Source organism: Lactobacillus gigeriorum DSM 23908 = CRBIP 24.85 (assembly GCF_000296855.1).
Lineage (GTDB): Bacteria > Bacillota > Bacilli > Lactobacillales > Lactobacillaceae > Lactobacillus > Lactobacillus gigeriorum.
In genome coordinates, this window is sequence record NZ_CAKC01000086.1 from 66500 (window position 1) to 92079 (window position 25580).

Sequence of the window (25580 nt, forward strand, 5' to 3'; positions counted from 1 at the left end):
GCTAAAAAAGCTAGTTCTGCTTTTTTGCTTGATAATAAGCTAAAAAGCCAGCTGCTTCATGTTGCAGACTGCTTTCATCATTTACTTGTGAAAGCTTATAACCAACAAAATATGGCGAAGCATTAAAACGAGTAATATATTTAGCGCAAATGCCACCATCAGGACGAGGATAGAAAAATAAGTTGTAGGAATCGAACCGTCCATGATAGAGTTTTTCTAAGACATAGCCAGCACCAGCTTGAATCCAATCTGACCAAAGATCAAGATCCGTTAATTCTAGGGCATTGATATTCAATTCAATATATCCTTGAACCGGATGCTCAGCAATATTAACTTCAACTTGCGGTGAACTAAATAAAGTCAAGCCTTCAAAATTGTTAGCATGAAGATATTTGTAGCCATCTTCATGTTCTAATCCGACCAGTTGCATGTGGGGATGAACTAAAGAGCCTCCAGAATGGGGACCATAATTTTTATACCATAGAACTGTCTGGTATTTTTGACTGGCTACCATATCTAAATAGCAATCAGTCGCAAACCGCATTAAGTGATGTAACTGCTCTTGATCATAGATCCGCAAATCACCCAAATGGTCACTTGATTCGATCAATACTGTCTGCACCGTGTCACGCAAAGTTGGAAACTTATTATGAAGCCAAATACATTCCCCTTCTTGACGATAAATATCAGTCAAGTCCTCTGGATAACAAAAAGGACACCTAGTTTTAGGTTTATCTTTGCGATAAGAATGGGGTTTATTTTTAGCAACCTGCAATTCAAATACTAATGGATCATTATTCATATTTTTCCTTCTTTAAATCAAATTACTTTTACCTTAGCCAATTTTACCGATAAAATCCAGTATCTTGTTTGTTAACTAAATCGCCCTTCTTTACTATTCCCTTTACAGATGATAAGCTAAAAGTTACTAGAAAAATATCCACAAGTAACATTCACAGCACCAAGGACTGAGTTTATGGAATCAAGAAGAAGCATTCGTAAGCGGAAAAACAACCGCAATAGTATAATTTTAGTCTTAATCGGTTTAGTTTTAGCATTAGGTTTAATTTTCGGAGTGGTTGCTCACAATCGAAAAGTTAGAAATGAAGCAGCAGCACGCAAATTTGCTGTTACTCACTTCAACCCTAACGTTACAATCTATGGCGTCAAAGTTGGCAATTTAACAGTCGCTAAAGCTACAGCTAAGATCAACCAAAAAGCAAAAAACACTGCTGAATTGGTGAATAATAAGATAGTATTATCACGCAACAATAAACAACCTACCATTAGTAAGGCTGAGGTACAAAAGTACTTTAAATTGCAACACACTACTAGTCCAAATAATAAATCTTACAATTACCAATCAGAAGCTTTATCTACTGCCAAGGCAAGGCTTAATGCCTTAAGTAAGGCTAGTTTAAAATTTACAGTCGCTGGCAATAGCTATGATTTAAAGGCAAGTGAGCTAGTTTCGCATGCTGGCTACCAAAATGGTAAGATCCAATATTACGACGTTAAGAAGTTAACTGCTAAATTGAATCAAATCGACAAAGAAAATACTACCCTTAAAAAGAGCTATAAGTTTACTGTCCCATCAGGAAAATCAGTTAATGGTAAAACAATTACCGTTAAAAATGAAAGCTATGGCTGGGGCGTTTACGTTAAAAAGGCAAGAGAAGCTGTTGAAGCAGCTTTTGCTAATGGCACAAAAGAATTAAAAGGTGAAAATTACCTTTACGGTTTAGGCTACAGCACTTATCCACATGGCTACGGCGAAAAGAATCATGGCATTGGTGAAAACTACATCGTAGTTTCTTTGAAGAAACAAGAGTTGTGGATCGTTCGCAAAGGCGTAGTTGCTGTTCATCTAACTGACGTCGTAACGGGTACGATAACTGGAGACAAAACCGATCGGACTCCAACTGGTGTTTGGTACATTCACTATAAGGAATCTCCAAGCGTTTTGCGTGGTTACAATGATGACGGTTCAAAATATGCTTCCAAAGTGCAATATTGGATGCCATTCACTTTGAGCGGATGTGGCTTACACGATGCAAGCTGGCGGACTGATTGGTCAAAAACAGCTTACCTCAAAGGTGGATCACATGGCTGTGTTAACATTAAGCCAAGTGAAATCAAGAGCGTTTGGAACAATGTAATTAAAAATGAACCTGTAATTGTATATTAAAAGAGACGAGCTACGGCTCGTCTCTTTTTATGCTGTAATTAATCGATTCCTGCCATCAAAGCGTGAATTCTCTTACTTAAAATCATCATGATTACTCCGAAGATCACGCTAACTAAGCCGACAATCAAGAAATACTGAGTTTCCGTATTAGCAGAATAGTATTTTACGATCTGCGAGTTAATTGCTTGCCCTGTCGCATCAGCTAAGAACCACATACTCATCATTTGTGATTGGAAAGCTTTCGGTGCTAACTTCGTCGTAACTGACAAACCAATTGGTGATATCAGCATTTCTGCGATTTCGACAATAAACCAAGAACCAACTAGCCAAAATGGGCTAACCCGGCCATCAGTACCGTGAAGCATCCCCGGCAAAGCCATCCAAGCATAAGACAAACCAGCAAAAACTAAACCGATTGCAAACTTACTTGGCGCAGTTGGCTGTTTTTTCCAGTGACCCCAAAGCCAAACAAAGACTGGTGTCAAAATCATAATGAAAACTGGGTTCAAAGTCTGGAAGTTAGCGGCCGCAAAATGCCATGAACCAATATGTAATACTGTTCTTTGTTCCGCAAATAGCGCTAAAACAACCGAACCTGATTCTTCAATTCCCCAGAAAATTGCTGCAGCAATAAACAGAGGGATGTAAGCTAACACCCGTGAACGTTCAACCTTGGTAACTTTGTCGCTGTGAAGCATGATTACAAAGTAGTAAATTGGGATAGCAATCGCCAAAATCGTAATCAATGAAATAATGTTGTTAATGTTAAGTTGGCCCAACATAAACATCACAATTAAAATAATTGCTAATAAGACTATTGCAATTAACGTCTTTTTGATAATTGCTTGTAGTTCTTCATGGCTGATTGGATCATTTGCCTTGTTGCTGTCGGTAGCCAAGTACTTTTTACCACCGCGATAATACTGAATTAAGCCAAAAAGCATTCCAATTGCTGCTAAAGAAAAACCAGCATGGAAATTAGTCTCTGTGCCAAAGGCGTGGAAGCCAAAGCCATCCGCAGCCCAAGGAACTAACCAAGGGGCAATCGCAGAACCTAGATTGATACCGAAGACGAACATGCTAAAACCAGCATCACGGCGACGATCCTCCGGACTATAAAGCCCTCCTACCATATCTGATACGTTAGGTTTAAGCAACCCGGTTCCGGCAACAATCAATGCAATTGAGCCATATAAAGCTCCGGTACCCAATGGCAGCGACAAAACAATATGGCCGAACATGATCAAAATACCACCGATAAAGACAGTCTTGCGTGAACCCCAGATTCGGTCTGAAAGCCAGCCACCTACAGTACTTGAAAGATAAACTAACGAACCATAAATGGCCATAATTGAAGCGGCGGTAACTTCATTCATCCCTAATCCGCCTTTATTGACTGCATAATACATGTAGAAGAGTAGGATTGCTCTCATACCGTAATAACTGAAACGTTCCCACATTTCAGTAAAGAATAAAGTTGATAAGCCTTTAGGTTGCCCAAAAAAAGCCGTATCATCACCTTTTTGTTTCATAAAACTTCCTTCCTAATGTTTTTTAGAACACAATTAATTATTTTAAGGTTTTTTATCAACTTTAGTCAAATTGAGGCAAGAAAAAATCCCTAAGTGCGCTATTACTTAAGGATTTATTTTTTAATTTGTTTAAGCTACCGTAATACTTTATGCACAAATGGCACTATTTTTGACGACGATCTGTTGTAATCGTGACTATCTCATCACCAAGCTTAACTTGGTAGTTCTGCTTGCTCAATAATTGACCATAAGAAATGCAGTACAAGATATAATTCTTGCTAACCATCGTAACGTAATTTGCTTTAAATGGTAGCTGTAAAATTTCTGCTACAATGGCATCAACATCTTCAACCTCACCGATGTAATTGAACGAAATATTCATACTTTTCCATTTCTGATCTAATTCAGGTAAGTATTGTAAATTTTTACCGATTGCATTAAAGATGCAATATCGATAATCGATTCCTTGGGTATAGATATTTAGCAATGCTTTATAGCTATTGCTAAAATGAGCCAAACTATCTTGTTCACAGACCTGCCAAGGCAAGGTAGCATGGATATCACCAATCACATTATTAGCATCAAAACCAGTAAAATTTCTAATATTCAATGCGATTTTACCAGTGATTTTATGCATTTCATGATCTTGCATCATAGCTTGTGAAAGTAAGTAAATTCCTCTAGTGTATACCTGATCTGTGGTCTTAGCTGGACAAGCAAATTTAGTAATATACACGCCAGCATCTTCTTTTGCTAGTTGCAAGCCAGACTCGGTTTCAGGAATCAAATTAATTGCGTCTCTTATATCCGTCTTTTTATTAGTTTTTCGGATAAAATCCATGAAACGTGCGTATGAACTTGGTTTAATTTCTTCAAGCGCTGAATTTTGCTGATATAAGTCAACAAACAATTGTCTAAATTTATTAGATGATGAAGCATCAAGTGTATGATGGGAAAATACAATCTCTAGCTGGCATCTATTTAAATTAAAAATCAAACAATATATTGGTCTTCCCTGTTTAGCATACAGTACTTGTTCCAAATCATTCTTAGAAAAGCCATTCAAACAAACAAAAGTAATTGGACAAATATTAGTTGCCTTTTGGAAGTACAATCTACCTTGATCGTCTTGAAACCAAGCAAAAGTTAACAAATCGATTTTTGACGCTAACCCTATAAAAATCTTTCTGATTTTTTCTATTTCTTGGTAATTGATTGCTGGCAAGGCGATGCGTAACCGATCGAATGAGGTTTTTCCTTGCAAAAATAAGCTTTGCTGAGTAGACGAAGCTGTAATTTTTTCTTGCTCATATTGACTTGCAAAATTATCAACTAGGATTTTAAAATTCAGCAATTCTGCTTTGGTTGCCTGTTGGTCTACTTGAAGATCATCTGTCTTTAGCCACTTTTTATGTTTAATAAAATCAGCTAAACGTTCAGCTGTGGTCAATAATGCTAGTTGCTCATCATTGATGTGAACTGAAAAAGTATGCTCTACTTCAATAATAAACCGAACTAAATCAAGAGAATCTAGCTGTGATGTCTCGTTAACATGATATTTAGTCAATAAACTTTGAAGTTTATCTAAAACCCTCTCATCGTCATTAGATGGAGCTTGATAATAATAGCGATCAATCATTGCTTTGACATCAATTTTTCGATTATATGTATATAAAAATTGCTTCACCTTAACAATGATTGGATTTAAATATGTTGGTATCTTTTCCCGAATTTGTTCTTCTTTATTATGATCGCTAAGATAAAAAACATAGATTCTGCCATATTGAAACTTAACAATTACAGATTTGATTCCAGAAATTTTTGCAACTATGGTTTGAATTTCACCTAACTCAATCCGAATGCCATTAACTTGTACCTGGTCATCTTCTCTTTCTAAGAAAATCAATTCACCGTTAGAGTCTGTGGTAACATTATCGCCAGTCTTATAGTATCGCTGACCTTGGATAAATACGAAACTAGCATCATTTTTAATTGGATCCAAAAGATAGCCTTGAGTTAGACCATTACCTCCAATATATAATTCACCAGTTTTTGCCTGGTGACTCTTATTTACTACTAGGACTTTCGCACCATGAAAAGGATTACCAATTGGTACATATTTTGTTTCATTTCCCGTTACTTGATGATAAGTTGCATAGACTGTAGTTTCCGTCGGACCATATAAATTGAACACTTTACATCCCTGAGCAATAGAAGGACGTAATTTCTTAGCTAAACTAATTGGGAATGACTCGCCTGCAACCATAAGAAATTTAAGTTTACTAAATACTGTCGGTCCGGCAATATCAATTAGAGCTTCGGCAAAAGATGGCGATAATGAAAGATGAGTTATTTGTTCTTGCTCAATTAGCTTAGGAATCAATCTGATACTTTCGGATTTAGATGGGCTTGTGGGCAAACAGACTAACTGTGCACCTGCAACAACTGGCGATAAAATTTCAGTTAACGAGACATCGAAGGAATATGGTGTAGAAAATAAGAATTTAGTTTTATCATTAACGTCGATTAATGAATACAGCTTTGTCAGAATCCACTTGATATTACCTTCTGTTAAAAAAACTTTTTTAGGTATTCCTGTACTACCTGATGTAGAAAGAATATATGCAGTTTTATTAAAAGAAGGTTTAAATTCATAGCTAAATTTGGTTTCTTTATTCAACAAATTTATTTGTAAAATTTCTTTATCTTTAAGGTCTACAGAAAAATCTGCGATCAAGGTATTCCACTCAACTTCTTTAACACGAGCTATCGCTTCAGATAATTTTAAAGCTGATACTAATGGCATGGGTATTTTGTTAGATAGCCAAATACCCATAATTGTCGGTAAGACAAATCTAGTATCTTGTAAGTAAAACGGTACTATCTGCTTAGACCCATCATGATCTAATTTGCTAGCAATTTGATTGGCAACATTTTGAACTTCCTGATAAGAATAATTTTGTTTTTTAGACTTAACAGCAATTCTATCGGGATAATCTCTTACACGCTGGATAAATTTATCAATAATAAACATTTTGCACTCACCTTTCTGCTCGATCTGATCCTAATAAGTAGCTAGATAAAATATCGATACCACTATTTTCTAAACTTCTTTCCAAGTATTGCAATAATTAAAAATGAGTTATAATTGTTTTCACCAATTTTGTTGTTTGTTAATAATAGTCTTATTTTCACAAAAGTCAATATTAAATTGAAGGTGATTCAATGCCAAACCCTAAAGAAAAATTAAGTCCTGTTGAACGCATAAACGCTGGTAAAGTTACCATTAGCAATGGGGTTTCCAAATTTGGTGATGTATTATTTGATTACGTAAATTCAGCATTCTTGTCATCAATACCTGGTGGTGGTTTTTGGTTATCTTTATACCAAGGTAGTGAAGTATTCATTAGTGTTTTCTTTAATTTTTGGGGAGGTGCACTTTCCGATAGTAGCAACAGAAAACAAATAATCTTTCGCTGTGACTTGATTAGTGGGATTATTTGTCTTCTCTTAGCAATTTTCATTCCTCAAGCATTATTTATTTATGCAATCATTGTCATTAACATTGCTTTGGCGATCATTACCTCTTTCCGCAGCCCGGCTTATAAAGCAGTTTTTAGAGAAATCGTCTACAAAGAACATATCAATAAAGTTAATTCTATTTTGGAAATTAACAAAGAAGTTATCCAAATTGCTGGTCCAAGTGCTGCCTTAATCATTGCCAATATCTTTGGTAATAGAGTCGCTTTGATCTTAGACGCTATTTCTTTTTTATCTCAGGGCTACTTATTAGAAAACTAGAACTTCTAAAAAATCCACCAGAAAAGAAGAACAGGAAAAATACTTTCTTACAGGTTAAAGAAGGTTTCCAATATATTCTGACTAATCGTCAAATATTAACGATTATTATTTTTGCAAGTATCGTGAATTTTATCATTGCCGGTTACAACTTAATCTTGCCATTTTCTTCTTACGCTTTCACAGGTACTACTTTCAAAGCATATGCAACATTTTTAACAGCCGAAACCATTGGTGGTTTAATCGGTGCCTCAATTTCAACATTCATTAAAAAAGAACCAACAACAAATAAGCTACTCTTCCTAATTATCCTATGTGGCATTTCTTTACTTCCTACCGAGTTGGTATTTCGACTCTCCCATTCCATAATCCTCGTAGCAATTCCAATTGCTCTATTCAATTTATGTTTGTCGATCTTTAATATTCAGTTTATGACTTTTGTCCAAACAAAAACTGACTTAAATTACATCGGTAGAGTCTTTGGCATTATTTTTTCTGTTGCCATCTTATTTATGCCATTTGGTACTTTCTTCTTTCAACGAATTTTCAACTTAAAGAATCCATTAAACTATTTGATTCTTGGTCTCGCACTAATCGTTATATCTTTGATTACGATGCTTCTAAATATTATTCTCTCAACTACCACTAAGGCTGAATAAGTCGACATCGCTTTACCTATAGTTAAGCTTTTATCTTTAGTAAAAAAGCAAAAGTCGCTGGGAAATAATTACCTCTTAGATACTAAAAATCGATCAATCTGATTCTCAATTCGAGTTCGATTGATCGGTTTTTAGTCTATTTTTATAAAATCAGGATGTAACTTAAGCTTCTTGCAGAGAGTCGTTTTTTGCTTCTGAGATGAATTGCTTTAACTCATCATCAGAGAAATACTGCCCATACTTATTCTTTACTTTAAGAAAAATGGTTTTGTCGTCGAGGGATAAATCAATAAGTACTTCAATTAAATTCTTAACCCCTGCGCGAGTTGCAATTTTCTCGCCAATCTCTTTGCCTCGCTTTTCGCCATCTTCGCGACCGCTAATTCTGGCATCCATGATCTTCATCTCATAGTCCATGATATCTGCCCTCCTGTCTTGATTGAGTTCTTTGATCCGCTTTTGAGCCCAAATAAAGTGTTCATTTAGACTGACTTCTTCATTGTTCATCAACTTCGCTAGCTCCTTGAGTTCCTCGCTTTCGCCAGTAAAGTCGCCTTTTGAATTAATGATAACCTTAGTAGCGCCGTCAATCAACTCTAATGCATGATCTTTCGTATCAATCGTTTTAAAGAAGTGAACGGCGCGATTATCAACCTTTGAAAAAGCTTCGGACGGATCAAACGAACACAAGAAGATGATGAAAGTATCAGGCAATTCAGAATAATCATGACCTGGCTTAAGAACCTTGTACGCAATGATAATTAGTGGCCAAGCGTACAATTACAACGTAGCCACGCATAATCAAAGACTTTAATTGTAAAAGCACTTGGTTATGTTCAGTATAGCAGTCAGGTCTAAAAATATAAAGGCTCGACTGCTGTTTGTCATGCAATAATATTGAAAAACAAAGGTCTATATCCTCCAACCGTTTCAAATATTAATAAGACTGATCAAAAATAATTGCTTAAAATGCCTAATAATACTTGATTTTGGGTAGAAAATAACCCCCTAATATATAAATACGCAAAAAATCCAAAAATTTACTTTTTTTCTTGAAAAAGATAGCAGAAATTCGCTGAAAATTATTCACCTTTTAGATACTGAAAAACGATCAATCTGATTCTCAATACGAATTGGATTGACCGTTTTTTATCTATTTATTCTATTTGATCATCTGGAAAAATGCTATAAGCTAGCTGCTACAGCCTTGTTAACCGCATCTTTTTCACTTTCAATCAAGTCAACGCGAGCAGCGATAAACTTGATATCCATCTTAATTTCACGAGTAAGCATTGCATCAGACAATTTTGGTTCGAAGAAAGTCTTAAATTCTTCTAAACGCTTAGCGGTTCTGAATTGACGAGCTACAACTGTAATGTAAGTAGCAAATTCCATGTCGCCACCGATCTTTTCATCAAGCCAGCCCCATTCTTCACGAAGCCAAGTCCAAGCTGCTTCTTCACTAGCATGGTTAGCAAGCATTCCTGAGAACCAAGCACGAAGGTCTTGTGGCTTAACTACATCTGCGTCCTTGAAGTAACCAATGATCTTAGCAATTTCAGCTTCATCCTTAGTCTTAGTAATAGCAGCGCGCAAGTCTTGTTTGTATGAAGCATCTGAAGTCTTCTTGTACTCAGCAACTAATTGATCAATCAAACCAGCAGCTGCAAAGTTCTTAACTTCATTCATTAATACAAAGGCACGAACATCAGCATTTAAGCTGTACAAGTCATCTTTGTGAGCTTCAAACAATTCATGAGCTTCCTTAACTGAGCTTGCATTATCAGCATAAATGCTTGCAGCTAAAACATCTTGACGAACTTGTTGATCATCATCGCTGTCGCTAGCCTTAACTTCCCAACCCAAGCGTGCAACTTGGTTAGCTGAAAGTTTATCGTACAACTTCTTCAAGTTCTTTTCTTCATCGCTGTCAACTTCAACAAATTGACGCAACTTAGCTGCAGTAGTGTACAAAGCATCGATTACTAAACCTGACCTGTCATCAGCCAACTTAGTCAACAAAGGCACGATTTCTGCATATGAAGCTTGTCTACCATCAGCAAGTAATCGCAAGTCTTGCAATAATTGCAACTTAGCAATTGGATCAAGTTCAGTGATATTAGCTAAAATATCCTTCATTAAAGTATCGTCATATTTAACAATAAAGTGTGAGCTGTTGCCAACATTCAACCGTAAAGCTTCACCTGCTTGCTTACGCAAGGTTTCATAGTCGCCAAGATCAAGTTCAGTTTCTGACATAATTTGTGGTGCTTCAAAGTTAGCATTCAATGGAATTTCCCACTTACGACCAACTTCTTGACCTTCACCAACAAAGAATTGCTTTTGGGTCAACTTCAAATGACCATCTTCAACAAAGGCATTTACTACTGGGTAGCCTGGTTGGTTAAGCCAAGTATGCATAATTTCACCAATGTTAAGATCAGTTGCAGTTGATAATGCATCCCACAAATCATCACCAGTAGTATTACCGAACTTGTGGTGATCGAAGTAATACTTAAGACCCTTGCGCAATGCGTCATCGCCAAGCAATGCACGTACCATAACTAACATTCTTGAACCTTTAGCATAGACGATAGCAGCATCAAAAAGCGCATCGATTTCTGCTGGGTCGTTAACTTCAACGTAGACTGATTGTACGCCATCAGTTGCATCTCTAGTCAAAGCTTGAGCAGCTTCACTAGATTGGAACATTTCCCAAATATGCCAATCTGGTTCAATGGCATCAATAGCAACATATTCCATCATGTTAGCAAAACTTTCGTTAAGCCATAAGTTGTCCCACCACTTCATAGTTACTAAGTCACCGAACCATTGGTGAGCTAATTCGTGAGCAATTACAGTGGCGACCAATTTCTTCATTTGTAATGAAGTATTGTCCGGATCAAGAGTCAAGTAAGCTTCACGGTAAGTTACTAACCCCCAGTTTTCCATCGCACCAGCTGAGAAATCAGGCAAGGCTAATTGCCATGAATGTGGCAATGGATATGGCGTTTGGTAGAAGTCTTCATAGAATTCAATCGAACGCTTAGCAATATCGAGTGCAAAATCTAATTCTTTAGGTTGGTGAGCCTTAGTTGCAAAGACACCAATTTTTACGCCACTCTTAGTTTCAGTCATCTTGGATTGCAAATCACCAAAGGCAAAGGCTACCAAGTAACTGGACATGCGAACCGTTTCTTCAAAATAGTGAACGCCATCTTCAACCTTAACTTCAGGCATGTTAGCAAGCGCAATTTCACCCTCTTCTTCATCCCACTTAAGAGCTAAAGTAAAGGTTGCTTTGGCTTCAGGTTCATCAATGCTTGGGAAGGCTTGGCGCGCAAAAGTAGTTTCAAATTGCGTACCGATAATTTGCTTCTTTACACCATCAAGTTCGTAATATGATGGATAAATTCCCATCATAGTATCAGTCAATGGCGCAGAGTAAGCAATCTCTAAAGTAGTTTTACCAGCTTGAGGCAATTCGATCTTGATCACTTCGTCAGCATCGATTACTTCAAATGGTACGTCTTGACCATCAGCTTTAACTGTGCTAATAGTCATATACTTTTCATTAACAAACACAGTCGTTGCTTGAGCTTCACCAGTAATCTTAGAAGTACCAGTAATTAACTTTTCGCCACGGTTAACATCAATAAACAAATCATAGTGTTCTGGATGAAAAGTTTCATAAATACGTTTAACAGCCATAAAAATCCTCCTATTAGCTATCTAATTTATCTAATTTTAACAAAAAAATCCTAATATTACATTAAAAAAGCCCTTTCGCAACAGTTTGTAAGAGCTACGTTCTTGTTTTGTAACATGGATGAAACATTATGCATGTACTATTATCCTTGTCAAATGAAGAAATAAATTTTTTACAGGGAATGAGAATTTTGAATAATTTTAAATCTACCATAGTTAAATTTGTACTTGCTTTCGTACTTGTCTTTACTGCTGCTGTTGCAGTCGAAAGCTTTTCAACTAACACGAATACTAATAATACTGTTCAAGCAGCTAAACGTAAGATGTCAAAAGCTGAAAGAGCTGCTAAATATTGGATCGCTATGCGCGAATCAGGCGGTAGCTACTACGCAAGAAACGGCGTTTGTTACGGTCGTTACCAATTGAACATTGCTTATTTACACGGCAATTTATCACCAGCCAACCAAGAAAGAACTGCCGACAGATATGTTTACGGTCGTTATGGTTCATGGGTTAACGCAAAGAGATTTTGGTTAGCTCATCATTGGTACTAAAAATCATCAAATTCCCCGCATAAAAATACCGGTTAGGATAATCGTTCCTAGCCGGTATTTATTTTTATTCGAAATTATCTTTCTTTACAAAGCGATAAAAAGCAATTGCTGTTACAACGAGGGCACAAAGAATTGCAACATAAGCCATCGGTCCAATCGTAATAGCCTGACTAGCGGCATCTTGTGACAATTGGTTTTGAACGGCATACTCTAGCAGCCATTTTTTCATTAATCTTGGAGTCATACCAAAGCTGATCAACGAAACGATTGAAGCCAATAAGCTCACATTGCGTGAATATGGTTCTCTAAAAAATTGCGCTAAGACACATAATGCCGGTGCAATCATCAACAGTAACACCCACATGACAATATTGCGTCCTGCCCCTGAACTCATCATCTGGGCACTATTAGTCGCATAGCGATACGAGCCCCATAATTGTCCACCAGTGAGCGTATTTAACAAACTCAAGAAATAGCTACCTTGTTGACCATAGAATCCGTGACTGGAAAGCATATTTTCGATAACCTGTAAACTATCAGTCGAACCTGCTGAAGAAAAATTTACTGTTACTACTTGTTTCATATAAGTCGACAAGAACATTAAGATTGAGCCCCCAAATTGAAGTGAACGCAACATGCTTAGCTTTCTTGATGCCTTCAATTTGAATTCGATGCTCAGCACTTGATCAGGATGGTGACTGCGAGCGATCACATAAATTCCTACTGCAACTACCACAGCAAGAACAACCAAGCCCCACCACAATTTACTCATTGCTAAAAAAATCGCTAAAACAATAATCGCCACTGAAACATATGGACGATCTGAAAAAATCTTCCAAAAATTCAAATTGGCATGTACATAATCGAATCTCGATCCAGTTAAACGATTAAGTTGATAGCTTGCATTGGTTCCTGACCGGCTACCATTGCCTTTTTGATAGCGCTGATTTCCCGAGCGCATCATACTTTCTTTAGCTTTTTGACTTCTCATCCGATATTCACGCCGTGACATGTGTGTCATATTAATCCCCTTTCTCGTGGGTTTATCCTATCACACTTTTAAAAAGCCGAAGCATTTTTTCACAAAAACTAATAAAGATTTTACATATCCCGTAATCGCTAAATTATTGTGCTACAATAAACTATACATAATCGGAGGTTAATATGGCAAAAACAAACCAACTATCGGCAGCCTGGTATAAAGCGTTCTATGTTTTATGGTTAGGCTGCTTTATTACGGGAATGGGCTACTCAATGACCATGCCCTTCATTTCATTATTTATCGCTGATTTAGGTAATTATAGTAAATTGCAAATCAACCTATATTCAGGCTTAGCATTCGCAATGACTTTCGTTGCCCAAGCAATCGTTTCACCTTATTGGGGAAATCTGGCTGATCGAAAGGGACGAAAGTTAATGTGTATGCGGGCTTCTGGCGTTATGGCTCTAACCATTACTCTTACTGGATTAGCGCCTAACGCTTTATATATCGTTATTATGCGTTTCATTCAAGGAGCATTTTCTGGATATATCAACAATGCAACAGCACTGATGGCAAGCGAAACTCCTCATCAAAAAAGTGGCTGGGTTATGAGTCAAATGATGACTGCCGGTACTGCTGGAAACCTTGTTGGTCCACTACTTGGTGGGGCACTCTCTAGCTTTTTTGGCAATCTTCTTGGAGGCGCATGGGGCTATCGTATCCCTTTCTTTATCACGGGAGCCTTGATGTTCATCGTCTTCTTAAGTACGACCTTTTTGGTTTATGAAGACTTCAAACCAATCTCTCGTGAAAAGATGAAACCGATGAAAGACATTATGGCAGGCTTGCCCAGCTTGAAATTAATTGTAGCAATGTTTATTACCACAATGATCGTTCAAGCTTCAACGCTTTCAATTGATCCAATTGTTTCGCTATATGTAAAATCGCTCATGCCTCATAGCAACAATATTGCTTTTGTAGCTGGAATTGTGGCTGCGACTCCGGGACTAGGGACCTTGCTTGCGGCCTCAAAGATTGGACACAAGATGGATGAAGTTGGTCCCTTAAAGGTGTTAAAAATCGGCTTGATCACAGGCTTCATACTATTCATCCCGATGGCACTAACTAACTCGCCTTGGACCTTAGCTAGCTTACGATTTTTGTTGGGAATGGCAAGTGCAGGGATGATGCCTGCTGCTCAAGCAGTTTTAACTTTGAATACTCCTGCAGAAAGTTTTGGACGCATCTTTAGCTATAATCAATCTTTCCAAGCTTCTGGCGCTATGCTGGGATCAATGCTTGGTTCCACTATTTCTGGTATTTTCGACTACGCAACCATCTTTTGGATTACCGGATTGACGCTTTTAATCAATTTTGTAATTGTAGTAGCGCTTGGTAAAAATAGTCAAAAATAGTCTTAGCTATATAAAAACGCTTGTTAATTACGTCTTAAGAACGTTGATTAACAAGCGTTTTTTATTGCCTTGAATTGTCAAATCAAGTGCGAAAAAGATCGAATCAAAACGATTCAATTTAAAAATATCCGACCTTCAAAATGTCAATGACTTAACTTAATGACATCTATTGTTGGATTGATCATAAATGTTTTACTTTTCCGAGCCTTGAAAAAGCTTGGGGTGCGATTGCTTGAATCGCTTATAGTCTTTTTGAAATTGCGGTTCATAGCTTATTTCATACATTATCGCCATACAGAGATTGCATAAAATCGTCTACGTTATCAAAACTTGGCGAATCGTCAGGAATCAATCCAGCTTCTTTTGCATCGGCTAAAAGCATAGCTTTTCTAGTGGTCTCATTAGGGATTTCAGTAAAAATGTCGAATGGAATCTTCTTCTGCATAACCAGTTGCTTAGCAGCCATTACAAAATAAGTATTCATAGTAATTCCAATCGAATCAAGATTTTTTTGAAGATCCTTTTTTAGGTTTTCGTCTAAACGAATTGTAGTAATAGATGTCGACATAAAAATCACCTTTCCTTTTAAGCGATATCATATAGTGGGATAGAGCTCATGACTGTTTTAGTTGATTTACAACTCTATTCAATCCTTCTAAAAATTGAACTCCAATCGAGCCTTTGCCTGCACGTTCTATTACGCGTTTATCGATCTCAATAAGCGTTAGTTTATTAAGGTAATACATTATTTTTCCTCTAGCTCTTTCATAAGATCTCCGCGTTCTTGATAAAAATCATCCATAAATTTATCTAATGAGGGATCGACAGCTTCAAGCTTTTTAAATATAATTTTACCGGCATTAGGTTCGATTATCTTTTTAAATACAGTATTTTGATCAGCGTTTAATACTTTTTTATCTTTACTAGTGACTCTAAAAACCCAAGAATTGCCAGATTTAAACATTCTAGTTTCGTCTTTTAGTACTTCATCGGTATTCATATTGTCTTCCTTTATGTAATTACATAAAAGAACAAATATAATTAAAGTATCTATGATATTTTGTACATAAAAATAGCTCAGCAGTACAACCTATTTGTGTCCTCTGAGCTATTTGTCATTTCATAGATTAATTACCGGCTTTCTCTTGGTCGCTAAAGAATGTTTGGTAAATATCATCGTTTAATTCTTTAGTATTTGCCAGCAGAAAAACATACGTGGCATCTTCAATTGTTTCATCGAAAAAGTAACATTTAAATAAATACCCCTTGTTTGCGATCTCTTCATCAAAAAAATCTTTATATCTTTGGGGCATTTCTTTATACGACGTAGGCTCTAAAATTGACCAGTCACTAAAAGTCGGCGTCATAAGCTTTAGCCATTCTTTGAAATCTTCACGATTTTTGACAGTATGTATTTCAGATTCAAAAATATTATTGATTTGTAAAAATAAATAATTTAATTCACCAGGAAATTTTTGGGTTCGCAATCGCTGAGATTTCAGTAAGAAATTAACAAGCCAGCGCTTATATTTACCAGATAGTTTACGCTTGCCAAATTCAAGTCCTTGAACAAAGAAAAAATCTGTTTCTTCTAGATTGTTTAATAAATTTTCAAAATAAACAATATCATTACGCCATTTACGTTTTAATCCTCGAATTTTTGTTAAACCTGCCATAAATATTACTTTCTTAAAATCTTACCTTCTTTGGTTAAGCTTGCTAATCTTTTATTAGTTTTTGAATCCTTTAATTTCCAATAGCTTCCGCCATGCCCATTAGTGTGAGAGCTATCTCTTTCTATTTGCATGTTATTAACCTGCTAAAAAGCTTTGTTGATTATATTTCACAACAAAGCTTTTTAATTAGCTGAACTGTAGCGCTTAGTTCCCTTTTTCCAAACCCACTTGGAAAATAGATACAGTCCTGCTAGAAACAGCACGTAATATCCCAGCATCCAATAGTTCTTCTGTCTGATAACCACCTCTTCCGGCAGGTTGCTTGCCATCAAAACCGGAACTACAAAAAGAAACAGCTGTTGGATGACCTTAGGGAAAATCTGTCGCGGTCGACTGGCCCAGCCGACTACGTCTTCAACGATTCCAGCTAAGACGCTTAAGCCGTCAAACCAGAAGTTCAATGAAATCACGATTTGATTGAGCAGAAAGATCAAGGCTGCCGTCAAAAATACCATCACGACGATTAAGAAACAATTCCAGCCGGCTATTTGCCCCTCCATCAAATAGTGCGCCATCAAGCCTCCTGACAGAAGCAAATTGAAGACGCTAGGCAGATCCAGCTCGCCCATTACTGCATACCAGTAGGAAGAAACCGGCCGCACAAAGATGTAGTCCAGCTCGCCTTCCAGAATGTCCTCTGCCAGATTTTCATGCCCGATGATGAAAAAGAGATTGTAGAGATTAGTAGCGCTGTTCATGAAGGTTATCAGAATGTAGTAGTCGTTGCTGGTCCAGCCATTGACCGAGCCATAGGAAAAATAGATTTTACCTACCAACAGCTCGATAACTAGAAAGACGGTGGCCAAAACGATCGTAATTATGCTCGTTGATCGATAAATCAAGAAAGAGAATACGCTCTGCTTCCAGATGCTTTTAAGTACTTCTTTGCTCATACGCCCACCCCTTCATACTTCTTCTGACCTTTGGCATAGATAAGGCGATAGCCAAGGTAAAATACGATCGTCCACACGACCGCTGACAAATAGTAGCTCTGTAGCTGATCTACTTTGGCAATAGCAATATTGGCAGGGATATCGGTCACCAAGGAAAAAGGATTGTACTTAAGCCAAGCATAGATCTGGCTTCCCAGCATTTTCAATGGGAAATACAGCCCGCCCAGCAAGAGATAGATCGCATATAGGCCAGATCGCAGCGGCCATAAATTAATCAGCCAAAAGGCCAAGCTGCCAGTAATCATCATCAAATTGAAAAACATGATTGAGGCAACTAAGACGTATAAAAATAACGAAAGGATTATACCGGCTGACAAATGCATTGCCAATACGGCGACAAGATAAACTGCCAATAAGGGCAGCTGCCCTCCTAAAAATTGCAGGTACAGGTGGCCATACAAAGATACCGGTCTAGTCAGATAAAACGACAGCTTGCCCGATTTAATCAAATTTGCCAAGCTAAAAGCCGGCGAGATCGAAAACAGCAAGCTCAAGAGGTTGGTAATAATCAGATATTGACTGATGCTTGAGAGATCGCTTTTTTGACCGTCGCCAATCCATTGCCACATCCAAAGCGTAACCAGCAGACTCAGAGCTTGAGTGGCAAGCTTGATTAGATAGTTGGCGCGGAACACCAAGCCGGATTTTATTCCCAGATGCATGATCGAAAGATATTTTTTAAGAGTTTTCATTTTTATAAATCTCCAAAATCAATTCTTCTAATGATATTCCTTCCCGGGAAACTTCTATTAGTTCGTCGGCTTTGACCTTGTTCAAAACTGCGGTCAATTTTGCTTCTGGAATCCTTGCTTGAACCGTTTTTTCAGCGCTTAGATACTTCACGTTGAAAAACTTTTGCTTCGATACGTCGATCGGCAATTTATCAAGCGAATCGTTAAAGATCAGGCTGCCTTTGGAGACAATCATCAATCTCTGGGCCAACGCTTCGATATCTCTTACATTATGCGAGGTAATGATGATCGTAGTTTGATGAAGCCAATTTTCCTGACGCAGGAATTTATAGATGTTCTCCTGCGCCACTAAGTCCAAGCCGATGGTCGGCTCGTCAAGGAAAAGATACTTAGGACTATGGATGAGCGCACACATTAAATCGCATTTCACTCTTTGACCCAGCGAAAGCTTTCTTACCGGTCGATAAATGATTTCCTTGGCATCCAGCATCGTTGCTAGATCCGTTAAGCGACGCTGGAATCGATCCTTGGGCAGCTCGTAAATGCTGGCCAGCATGTTTAGCGTATCGATGGCCGGCAAGTCCCACGACAATTGCGACTTTTGCCCGAACAAGACCCCGATGTCTTTTAAGAACGCTTTTTCTTTCTTATCCGGCTGAAAGCCTCCTACCCGCACTTGACCGCTGCTAGGCGAAATTATTCCGGTCAGTAGCTTGATCAAAGTGGTTTTCCCAGCACCGTTTGGTCCAATTAAGCCAACGATTTCTCCTGAATCGATCGTCAGATTGAACTGCTTTAACGCAGGAATCTCAATTTTTTTGCGGTGAAACAAATCATTGATGCTTCCTTTCAATCCTGGCCTTTTTTCAAAAGAAACGTAGTTGAAATTAACCCCTTTTAGTTCAATCATTCTCCTGCCTCCTTTTTGAAAAATGATTGAGTTAATTTTATATCTTTTTAATTTTTTGTCAAAGGGGTTCATGTAAAATAAATGACTTTTTCGATATTTCTTTAATAGATAGTCTTTTATTAGCAATGATTTATCAATAAATAGGTATAACGGTTCATTTTGTTATCGGGATAATTATTAAAATTGTTATTCAATATTTCCTGCTAGCTTTATAAAATTAATTAATCTAATTAATATTAAGTAAATATAGCAATTATCATGTTATGAAAGAAATCAAAATTCTCATGCTTACTGAAAATTTTGTATCTTTATTCAATAACTCGGTTAGTACTACTATTTTCAACTACTATTCGTGCAATAATGTAAATTAGTGTATAGATTATAGCTAGAATGATTACTGATATCGCCAAGTAAACGACGTTTTCAAAGTACAAATATCCCACACCAAGAAATCCAGTAATTGCAATAACTAGTGCAGAATACCAATGCAAATTCTTTTTTAAAATAATCTGGAACAGCAAAACATAGCTCTTATACAAGAAAAAAGTCGCTGAAAAAATGCCTGTTAACAAGATGAGCAGAAAAATATCTGTAATAGCTAGATAGACTTCACTGACAAAGATCACACTACCCAATCCATAAAAGCATATTTCCATATGGGAGGGAACAGTCTGCCTGTGATTAAAAATTTGAATGCTTTCAATCCAATATAAGCAAAGGAACAGAAACATAATAAGGCTAAAAATACTTTCAGATTGACAAATAAAAACAACAAAATAAGTAAGACTAAAGGTAGTCTTAGAAAGTTGATCCAATAGTTGAGTTTTCGATTACGAATCCATTTTTCAGTTGTATCATTCAAATTAATCACTTCCTTAATTTGTTAACATTATCAATTAAATATATTTATTTTTATCACCTTGTCAATAAAAAATCCCCATTAGCGGGGATTCGTATAAGCAATTAATTTTTTGTACGGTCAAAATGCTTTCTTAACTTAGAGTCTATGAAACTACCTAAGCCAATAGCAACATAGTATAACGTTACCAAATATAGTTTTAGCAAGAAGAAAAACCAATAGTTATTCCACTCCCAAGATGTTGGATAGAATAGAAGTAATAATGGTAAAAAATACATGATTGCTAAAGCTATTTTCCCAGCTAAGGTATTAGCCTTAAAATTTAAATGCTTGTAGTTTACCAACTTAAAAATTATGTAAAGTAGGATAATTACTCCTACAACAAAAAAAATAGTTTTAACATCTCACTCACACTTTCTGATGAGCAAACCAACATTGGTAAAACAGATGGTATCCAAATTTCAGCTAATTAACCTTGATATCACCATCGGAAGTTGATGCGCGTAAAACATTGCGACTATTAATCTTTCGTTTAACTAGCCCTGAATCAGTATTAGTCATGTAAGTCCCCTTAAACCTGATATCACCATTATTAGTTGCTAAGTAATATCCTGTAGCATTAGTGCCATTGACGCTAATATCACCATCTGACGTCGAAATATCAAATCCTGACTTGGATTTCAAATTTAACAATTTAACATCCCCGTCAGCACTATCAATCTTGCCTTTATTGACATCCAAGTGTCTAATCGTTACATCACCATCAGCAGTATTAATCATCACTTGTTCTGTGCTAAGTTCATCAATATCCACATCCCCATCTGCGCTTCTAATGGTTAAAGCTGACAATCGTTTATTGGGAACGTAAATAATAACCGTCGGTTCTTCTTCAACATGAATTCCCACCTTATTTGAGCTATAAACCTTTAACTCCGATCCCCTTACTTTAGCAACGATTCTTCCCTTCTTAGCACCATGGTAGACCACTTCTGGTTTACTTGCACTACGAATCTCTACATCAGCATCATCGAGATTAACATCGATTTTGTCAAAAGTTTTAGTTGTCAATGTCTTATTAACTACCGGCTCACTCGCTGGCGTCTTCACAACTACGCTACCACAAGCTGTTAATGCAATACTCGCTCCTGCAATCATTGTTATCGACGTTATTAGTTTCCAAATGCTTTTCATAAAAATCTCCATCCTAAAATCTCACTTACTATAACCATTATACAATGTTTAAATCTCAAGAATGTAACCGTTTAAGTAAGATTTACCAAAATCTTGTGGTAGCTTATATTCCTGGTTAAACATATCAATCAAAGCATGGAAATTCTGATAATTGCGTAACGTGAAATCTGATAATTTTCCTTCAATTAATGTTTTTGCTTGGTCATAAGACAACTTATCTAAACTGTAACCCAAACAAGTAAATAACCGCCGTGCATAGACGTCTACTACAAATTCACCTTTATTCAAGGCATACATCAAAATCACATCTGCGGTTTCCGGTCCGATTCCTTTAAGACTAAGGATTTCTTTTCGAAGCTGGTCTTTGGGCATCATTGTCATTTGTTCCAGATCAAAATTATAGCTAGCAAAGTAGGTCGCTAAGCTTTTAAGGGTTTGTGCTTTTCGCGTGTAAAAACCAGCTGATTTAATCGCTTGCTCTGGTTCCTTGTTGGTAAGTGCTAAAATCTTTGTTGGTAAAAAACCAGTTGCATGATCCAAATCTACCATCGCTTTAGCCACATTTTTCCAATTAGTATTCTGTATCAAAACCGTCGACCAAATTATTTCCCAATCGCTTCGTCCCGGCCACCAACCATTAGGATTTTGCGCTTGATACATTATTTCATAGAGTTCATTGAGCGTAATCTTGGTCATTATACTTCTGCCTTTCTTTAGATCCGTTTACTTTAAACTTTATTTTGCCGATAAAACTTCCTTGCGCAAAAAATACCCCATGCACTTGCATGAGGTATCAATAGCATAAGCAAATATTAGACTAACCCTTGTCCGCACCAGCAGTAATACCGTTAACGTAGAACTTTTGCATGAAGACGAACAAGATCGTAATAGGAATCGCAATAATTACACACCCTGCAACAAATTGTGCGAAGTAAGCCGTAGCGTTACCTTTAGCAGTGTGCACCATGTTGTACAAACCATAGGCAATCGTGTAATCTTTAGCATTTCCAGAAGTTGAAAGGATAATTCCTGAGAAAATGAAGTCAGTCCATGGACCGATAAATGCAGTCAAAGCGGTGTAAACAATCATTGGCTTGGATAGGGGTAAACCAATATGCCAGAATACTTGCCACTTAGTCGCACCATCAATTTCGGCAGCTTCGTCAATTGCTCTTGGCATCGTATCAAAGAATCCTTTGGCAACATAGAATCCTAAGCCGGCTCCACCTACATAGACAAGAAGCAAACCACCTAAGTTAAGCATGTTCAAGCCTTTTAAGATGTAGTATAGAGCAATCATTGACATGAAGCCTGGGAACATCCCCAAAACCAAAGCAATTTGTAAGAATGGCTTTCTCATCTTAAAGCGCAATCTTGAAAGCACATATGCCACTGTGATCGTTAAGAAAGTCGAAATCACCATTGAAGCAAGAGAAATAATTAAAGTATTAATAATCCAGTTGGCAAATGGGTATTGGGGATTGGTAAAGATCCCAATATAGTTTTGCAATGTGAATTGTTCCGGCCAGAAAGTCGAAACGAATCCCGTATCGTTATATGAAAAACTAGCTAAGACGATCCAGACAATTGGTAAAATCCAGATAATCGCTAAAAGGATTAACAAGATATACCGAAAGATTAGTGAGAGCCGTCTCTGATTGGTGTAAGACTTCATGTTTTAGCCCTCCTTGAAAGCATTAGTACGTCTATATGCAATCAATGATACAGTCGCACTGATAATAAAGATTAAGATACCTAGAACAGCTGATGCGTTGTAACGTTGTTCCTGACCGAAAGTCAAGTTATATAACCACGTTACCAATAAGTCCGTTGATCCCGCACCGTTGTAGTTATTGTTCATCGGCGCACCACCCGTTAACAAGAAGATAACGTTAAAGTTATTGATGTTACCAATAAATTGTTGAATCAATGATGGTGCCATTACGAATAAGATTTGTGGGAACGTAATTGAACGGAAGATTTGTACGGCATTAGCACCATCGATTCTTGCAGCTTCAATTTGATCTTGAGGCAAGTTTTGAATAATCGCAGTTGAAACTAACATTGAAACCGGGATACCGATCCACATATTAACAATAATAACCGTAATTCTTGCCACTAAAGGCGAAGCTTGGTTATCAATGAAATGGATTGGATGTGAGATTAAGCCAATGCTCTGTAAAATACCATTCAAAGCACCTTGGTAGTCAAGGAATTGGGCCATCATCAATAAGGAAACGAATTGTGGGACAGCCCAAACAATTACGAAGACCGTTCTCCAGAATCCCTTGTGCTTGATTCCCTTTGATTCAATCAATAGAGCAAGCAAGACCCCAAAGAAGAAGGTCGTTACGGTAGCTGCTACCGCCCAAATCAATGTCCAACCTAAGACTGGGAAGAAAGTTCCTGCCAAGTCACCACTAAGCACGTTACCAAAGGCTTGGAAGCCAGTCCATGAAAAGGCGATTGGATGTTGCCGGTCATAGTTGGTAAAGGCCATGGAAATCATGAAGACTGTTGGCAAAATCGTAAAGAACAAAATTCCGATCAATGGCAAAGCCATCAAGGTAGCGTGTAATTTACTATCAAACAAGCTTGCCAATTCTTCCATATTTGTTGGAATGTGTTCGCCATCACGTTTTAAGACATAATTATGTCTTGTTGAACGTAAGTTAACGATGTAAAGGTAAATCATTCCAATACATAAAATGATTGCTAACACGCCAAATAATAGGATTAAAACGGAATTTGACGGTTGTTTAGTTACATAAACTCCTTGTGCAGCATCATAAACAACTTTTTTGGTCTTAATAGTACCTAAAGTAGATAAGATACTCAAAGCTGAGATTCCACTAAAGATAAACCAACAAATGAAAATAATTTCTGAAAGTAGAAAGGCTAGTCCTTTAACCCATTGCTTGTTGGCTAAGGCATTGCTACCCATAATAATAAACGATAATTTAGTAGCGATATCCCCTTTAGTCCAGACCTCTCGATAAGTTGCTTTAGGAGCCACATGCTTTTTCTTATTAAACATAACTTCTCCCCTTCTTAAGCGAAAAGGTTGGACTAGCAACGACCAACCTTTGCTTATGCTTTAAAAGTTACTATTTCTTTTCGATATTCTTAGCAAATTTTTCAAGTTGAGCCTTGTATTGTACAGGCTTAATCTTGCCATCGTAAGCACCACTGATCAATGGAGCAGCACCATTCCAGAAGGCTGCCATTTGTGGAAGCTTAGGCATCAATACTGAGTGGTTACCCATTTCGATAACAGCTTCAGCAACTGCATCGTTCTTAACTTCGCTTGATTCTACAGCTGACTTAAGTACAGGAATTTGACCAGCTTCTTTGTGAGCGATCAATTGTGACTTCTTGTTAGTAATGAAGGCAGCTAAGTCTGAAGCAGCTTTAGCGCTCTTAGTGTGTGAGTTAATTGCGAAGCCTTCGATACCAAGGAATGCTTGCATTTGAACTTTCTTACCACCAACGTTAATCATTGGGTACTTAGCAACTGCAAAGTTCTTGCCTAAGATCTTCTTGATGTTAGCAGCGTTCCAAGGTCCGTCCAAGATAGCTTGAGCGTTACCCTTCTTCAATTGGTTCAAAGCGTTTGAAGTTTGCATAACGCCCTTGTTGTTCTTTTGAGCAGCGAACCACTTCAAACCGTTGATACCACCTTCAGAGTTGATAGTTGAACCCTTAAGGTCTTCACCGTTGTCACCATATAACTTAGTACCTGCTGAGAAGAATACTGGGTACATTACGTAAGCGTTAGTGAAGTCAGTAGCAACTACACCCTTCTTAGTTAAAGTATCCCAATCCTTAACGTCTTCTGCAGAAAGCTTAGACTTGTTGTAGTAAATAGTTTGTGCTTGTTGTGCGTATGGGAATGCGTAAACCTTACCCTTCCAAGTTACACCTTGAGCAGCAACATCAACATAGTTAGCTTGGATATCTTTAGTAGCTGCTGGTGAAAGTGGGTTAATGTAACCTGCTTCAGCCATTTGTCCTAATTGGTCGTTAGGAACTTCGAAAACATCGGCAGCCTTTGATGGGTCCTTACCAACATCAGTCTTAGCGTTAGCAGATCCGTTTGGACTTTGAGTTACGCGAACCTTAATGTTCTTGTTCTTCTTCATAAATTCTTGAGCAATGTTCTTGTAGTAAGGAACTTGTTCAGTATCTACCCAAAGAGTTAAGTTAGCTTTTTCATTGCTAGTGCTCTTAGATGATGATGAATCTGATGAACCGTTTGAGCAAGCTGCAAGTGAAAGTGCTGCTAATGCTGCGGTACTACCTAATGCTAATTTTTTCCAAATTTTCATAAATATTTCCTCCTAAAAATTAACACATAAATTCTTACTCTTACCTTTGCAGTTTCATTCTGCGACTTGTAAGCC

The 25580-nt window shown here is 37.3% G+C and carries 23 protein-coding genes and 1 pseudogene; 4 read left to right on the plus strand and 20 right to left on the minus strand.

Annotation, left to right across the window (positions count from 1 at the left end):
• Positions 1-10: 10 nt before the first annotated feature.
• Positions 11-802: a DUF4931 domain-containing protein gene (locus BN52_RS08010; RefSeq protein ID WP_008473980.1), complete on the minus strand. Its 792-nt coding sequence runs from the start codon at positions 800-802 to the stop codon at positions 11-13.
• 174 nt (positions 803-976) lie between these two features.
• Between BN52_RS08010 and BN52_RS08015 the strand changes: the two genes are divergently transcribed.
• Entirely contained in the window at positions 977-2188 is a 1212-nt protein-coding gene (locus BN52_RS08015) for a L,D-transpeptidase family protein (RefSeq protein ID WP_008473981.1), read from the plus strand.
• A 38-nt stretch (positions 2189-2226) separates the two neighbouring features.
• Here the strand turns inward: BN52_RS08015 and BN52_RS08020 are convergent, their stop codons facing one another.
• A complete protein-coding gene (locus BN52_RS08020; protein WP_008473982.1) occupies positions 2227-3720 on the minus strand; it encodes a peptide MFS transporter in 1494 nt (497 codons plus the stop codon).
• 163 nt (positions 3721-3883) lie between these two features.
• On the minus strand, positions 3884-6754 hold the full coding sequence (locus BN52_RS08025; RefSeq protein WP_008473983.1) for a non-ribosomal peptide synthetase: 2871 nt from the start codon (positions 6752-6754) through the stop codon (positions 3884-3886).
• 191 nt (positions 6755-6945) lie between these two features.
• Here BN52_RS08025 and BN52_RS10605 point away from each other — a divergent pair.
• Positions 6946-8177: pseudogene (locus BN52_RS10605) on the plus strand (MFS transporter).
• 162 nt (positions 8178-8339) lie between these two features.
• Here BN52_RS10605 and BN52_RS10505 read toward each other — a convergent pair.
• Both BN52_RS10505 and BN52_RS08040 read right to left on the minus strand, forming a co-directional pair.
• Complete coding sequence (locus BN52_RS10505) at positions 8340-8957, minus strand: hypothetical protein (RefSeq protein WP_008473986.1); 618 nt, start codon at positions 8955-8957, stop codon at positions 8340-8342.
• 405 nt (positions 8958-9362) lie between these two features.
• Positions 9363-11888, minus strand: coding sequence for a M1 family metallopeptidase (locus BN52_RS08040; RefSeq protein WP_008473987.1), 2526 nt, complete (start codon positions 11886-11888; stop codon positions 9363-9365).
• 179 nt (positions 11889-12067) lie between these two features.
• On the opposite strand from BN52_RS08040, the gene BN52_RS08045 reads away from it, so the two are divergent.
• Positions 12068-12439: an aggregation-promoting factor C-terminal-like domain-containing protein gene (locus BN52_RS08045; RefSeq protein ID WP_040473512.1), complete on the plus strand. Its 372-nt coding sequence runs from the start codon at positions 12068-12070 to the stop codon at positions 12437-12439.
• Positions 12440-12503: 64 nt separating this feature from the next.
• On the opposite strand, the gene BN52_RS08050 is transcribed toward BN52_RS08045, so the two are convergent.
• A complete protein-coding gene (locus tag BN52_RS08050) occupies positions 12504-13460 on the minus strand; it encodes a hypothetical protein (protein WP_008473989.1) in 957 nt (318 codons plus the stop codon).
• Positions 13461-13603: 143 nt separating this feature from the next.
• Here BN52_RS08050 and BN52_RS08055 point away from each other — a divergent pair, with 143 nt between their 5' ends.
• Positions 13604-14836 (plus strand): MFS transporter, encoded by a 1233-nt coding sequence (locus BN52_RS08055; protein ID WP_008473990.1) that lies wholly within the window; start codon positions 13604-13606, stop codon positions 14834-14836.
• A gap of 277 nt (positions 14837-15113) precedes the next feature.
• Here BN52_RS08055 and BN52_RS08060 read toward each other — a convergent pair whose 3' ends face one another.
• The 14 genes from BN52_RS08060 to BN52_RS08120 all read right to left on the minus strand — a co-directional run bounded on the left by BN52_RS08060 (position 15114) and on the right by BN52_RS08120 (position 25505).
• A complete protein-coding gene (locus BN52_RS08060; RefSeq protein ID WP_008473991.1) occupies positions 15114-15404 on the minus strand; it encodes a type II toxin-antitoxin system RelB/DinJ family antitoxin in 291 nt (96 codons plus the stop codon).
• A 46-nt stretch (positions 15405-15450) separates the two neighbouring features.
• Positions 15451-15582, minus strand: a complete 132-nt coding sequence (locus BN52_RS10545; protein WP_008473992.1) for a hypothetical protein — start codon at positions 15580-15582, stop codon at positions 15451-15453.
• Positions 15582-15836, minus strand: coding sequence for a hypothetical protein (locus tag BN52_RS08065; RefSeq protein WP_008473993.1), 255 nt, complete (start codon positions 15834-15836; stop codon positions 15582-15584). Before BN52_RS08065 ends, BN52_RS10545 begins: the two co-directional genes overlap by 1 nt.
• A gap of 127 nt (positions 15837-15963) precedes the next feature.
• Positions 15964-16512 (minus strand): hypothetical protein, encoded by a 549-nt coding sequence (locus BN52_RS08070; RefSeq protein WP_008473994.1) that lies wholly within the window; start codon positions 16510-16512, stop codon positions 15964-15966.
• Between the two features lie 5 nt (positions 16513-16517).
• Complete coding sequence (locus tag BN52_RS10550) at positions 16518-16643, minus strand: hypothetical protein (protein WP_008473995.1); 126 nt, start codon at positions 16641-16643, stop codon at positions 16518-16520.
• Between the two features lie 51 nt (positions 16644-16694).
• A complete protein-coding gene (locus BN52_RS08075; protein WP_008473996.1) occupies positions 16695-17465 on the minus strand; it encodes an ABC-2 family transporter protein in 771 nt (256 codons plus the stop codon).
• On the minus strand, positions 17462-18217 hold the full coding sequence (locus BN52_RS08080; RefSeq protein WP_008473997.1) for an ABC transporter permease: 756 nt from the start codon (positions 18215-18217) through the stop codon (positions 17462-17464). The genes BN52_RS08075 and BN52_RS08080 overlap by 4 nt, the downstream gene beginning before the upstream one ends.
• Entirely contained in the window at positions 18204-19127 is a 924-nt protein-coding gene (locus BN52_RS08085; RefSeq protein ID WP_008473998.1) for an ABC transporter ATP-binding protein, read from the minus strand. The genes BN52_RS08080 and BN52_RS08085 overlap by 14 nt, the downstream gene beginning before the upstream one ends.
• A 308-nt stretch (positions 19128-19435) precedes the next feature.
• The gene (locus tag BN52_RS08090; protein ID WP_156640958.1) at positions 19436-19783 is read right to left on the minus strand and encodes a hypothetical protein; all 348 of its coding nucleotides are present in this window, start codon (positions 19781-19783) and stop codon (positions 19436-19438) included.
• Between the two features lie 668 nt (positions 19784-20451).
• Positions 20452-21177, minus strand: a complete 726-nt coding sequence (locus tag BN52_RS08100; protein ID WP_008474002.1) for a DUF4097 family beta strand repeat-containing protein — start codon at positions 21175-21177, stop codon at positions 20452-20454.
• 48 nt (positions 21178-21225) lie between these two features.
• Entirely contained in the window at positions 21226-21873 is a 648-nt protein-coding gene (locus BN52_RS08105) for an endonuclease III domain-containing protein (protein WP_008474003.1), read from the minus strand.
• 121 nt (positions 21874-21994) lie between these two features.
• A complete protein-coding gene (locus tag BN52_RS08110) occupies positions 21995-22852 on the minus strand; it encodes a sugar ABC transporter permease (RefSeq protein ID WP_008474004.1) in 858 nt (285 codons plus the stop codon).
• 3 nt (positions 22853-22855) lie between these two features.
• Positions 22856-24214 (minus strand): carbohydrate ABC transporter permease, encoded by a 1359-nt coding sequence (locus BN52_RS08115; RefSeq protein WP_008474005.1) that lies wholly within the window; start codon positions 24212-24214, stop codon positions 22856-22858.
• A gap of 70 nt (positions 24215-24284) precedes the next feature.
• Entirely contained in the window at positions 24285-25505 is a 1221-nt protein-coding gene (locus tag BN52_RS08120) for an extracellular solute-binding protein (RefSeq protein ID WP_008474006.1), read from the minus strand.
• Positions 25506-25580 lie beyond the last annotated feature (75 nt).

What these genes read in the sequence shown, in the direction of transcription:
- BN52_RS08120 (WP_008474006.1), bottom strand. Translation starts at nt 25,505, where the DNA reads ATGAAAATTTGGAAAAAATTAGCATTAGGTAGTACCGCAGCATTAGCA.
- BN52_RS08110 (WP_008474004.1), bottom strand. Translation starts at nt 22,852, where the DNA reads ATGAAGTCTTACACCAATCAGAGACGGCTCTCACTAATCTTTCGGTAT.
- BN52_RS08025 (WP_008473983.1), bottom strand. Translation starts at nt 6,754, where the DNA reads ATGTTTATTATTGATAAATTTATCCAGCGTGTAAGAGATTATCCCGAT.
- BN52_RS10550 (WP_008473995.1), bottom strand. Translation starts at nt 16,643, where the DNA reads ATGCAAATAGAAAGAGATAGCTCTCACACTAATGGGCATGGCGGAAGC.
- BN52_RS08115 (WP_008474005.1), bottom strand. Translation starts at nt 24,214, where the DNA reads ATGTTTAATAAGAAAAAGCATGTGGCTCCTAAAGCAACTTATCGAGAG.
- BN52_RS08040 (WP_008473987.1), bottom strand. Translation starts at nt 11,888, where the DNA reads ATGGCTGTTAAACGTATTTATGAAACTTTTCATCCAGAACACTATGAT.
- BN52_RS08070 (WP_008473994.1), bottom strand. Translation starts at nt 16,512, where the DNA reads ATGGCAGGTTTAACAAAAATTCGAGGATTAAAACGTAAATGGCGTAAT.
- BN52_RS08100 (WP_008474002.1), bottom strand. Translation starts at nt 21,177, where the DNA reads ATGAAAAGCATTTGGAAACTAATAACGTCGATAACAATGATTGCAGGA.
- BN52_RS08055 (WP_008473990.1), top strand. Translation starts at nt 13,604, where the DNA reads ATGGCAAAAACAAACCAACTATCGGCAGCCTGGTATAAAGCGTTCTAT.
- BN52_RS08050 (WP_008473989.1), bottom strand. Translation starts at nt 13,460, where the DNA reads ATGACACACATGTCACGGCGTGAATATCGGATGAGAAGTCAAAAAGCT.
- BN52_RS10545 (WP_008473992.1), bottom strand. Translation starts at nt 15,582, where the DNA reads ATGTATTACCTTAATAAACTAACGCTTATTGAGATCGATAAACGCGTA.
- BN52_RS08075 (WP_008473996.1), bottom strand. Translation starts at nt 17,465, where the DNA reads ATGAGCAAAGAAGTACTTAAAAGCATCTGGAAGCAGAGCGTATTCTCT.
- BN52_RS08010 (WP_008473980.1), bottom strand. Translation starts at nt 802, where the DNA reads ATGAATAATGATCCATTAGTATTTGAATTGCAGGTTGCTAAAAATAAA.
- BN52_RS08090 (WP_156640958.1), bottom strand. Translation starts at nt 19,783, where the DNA reads ATGGAAATATGCTTTTATGGATTGGGTAGTGTGATCTTTGTCAGTGAA.
- BN52_RS08015 (WP_008473981.1), top strand. Translation starts at nt 977, where the DNA reads ATGGAATCAAGAAGAAGCATTCGTAAGCGGAAAAACAACCGCAATAGT.
- BN52_RS08105 (WP_008474003.1), bottom strand. Translation starts at nt 21,873, where the DNA reads ATGACCAAGATTACGCTCAATGAACTCTATGAAATAATGTATCAAGCG.
- BN52_RS08080 (WP_008473997.1), bottom strand. Translation starts at nt 18,217, where the DNA reads ATGAAAACTCTTAAAAAATATCTTTCGATCATGCATCTGGGAATAAAA.
- BN52_RS08085 (WP_008473998.1), bottom strand. Translation starts at nt 19,127, where the DNA reads ATGATTGAACTAAAAGGGGTTAATTTCAACTACGTTTCTTTTGAAAAA.
- BN52_RS08060 (WP_008473991.1), bottom strand. Translation starts at nt 15,404, where the DNA reads ATGTCGACATCTATTACTACAATTCGTTTAGACGAAAACCTAAAAAAG.
- BN52_RS08065 (WP_008473993.1), bottom strand. Translation starts at nt 15,836, where the DNA reads ATGAATACCGATGAAGTACTAAAAGACGAAACTAGAATGTTTAAATCT.
- BN52_RS08045 (WP_040473512.1), top strand. Translation starts at nt 12,068, where the DNA reads ATGAGAATTTTGAATAATTTTAAATCTACCATAGTTAAATTTGTACTT.
- BN52_RS08020 (WP_008473982.1), bottom strand. Translation starts at nt 3,720, where the DNA reads ATGAAACAAAAAGGTGATGATACGGCTTTTTTTGGGCAACCTAAAGGC.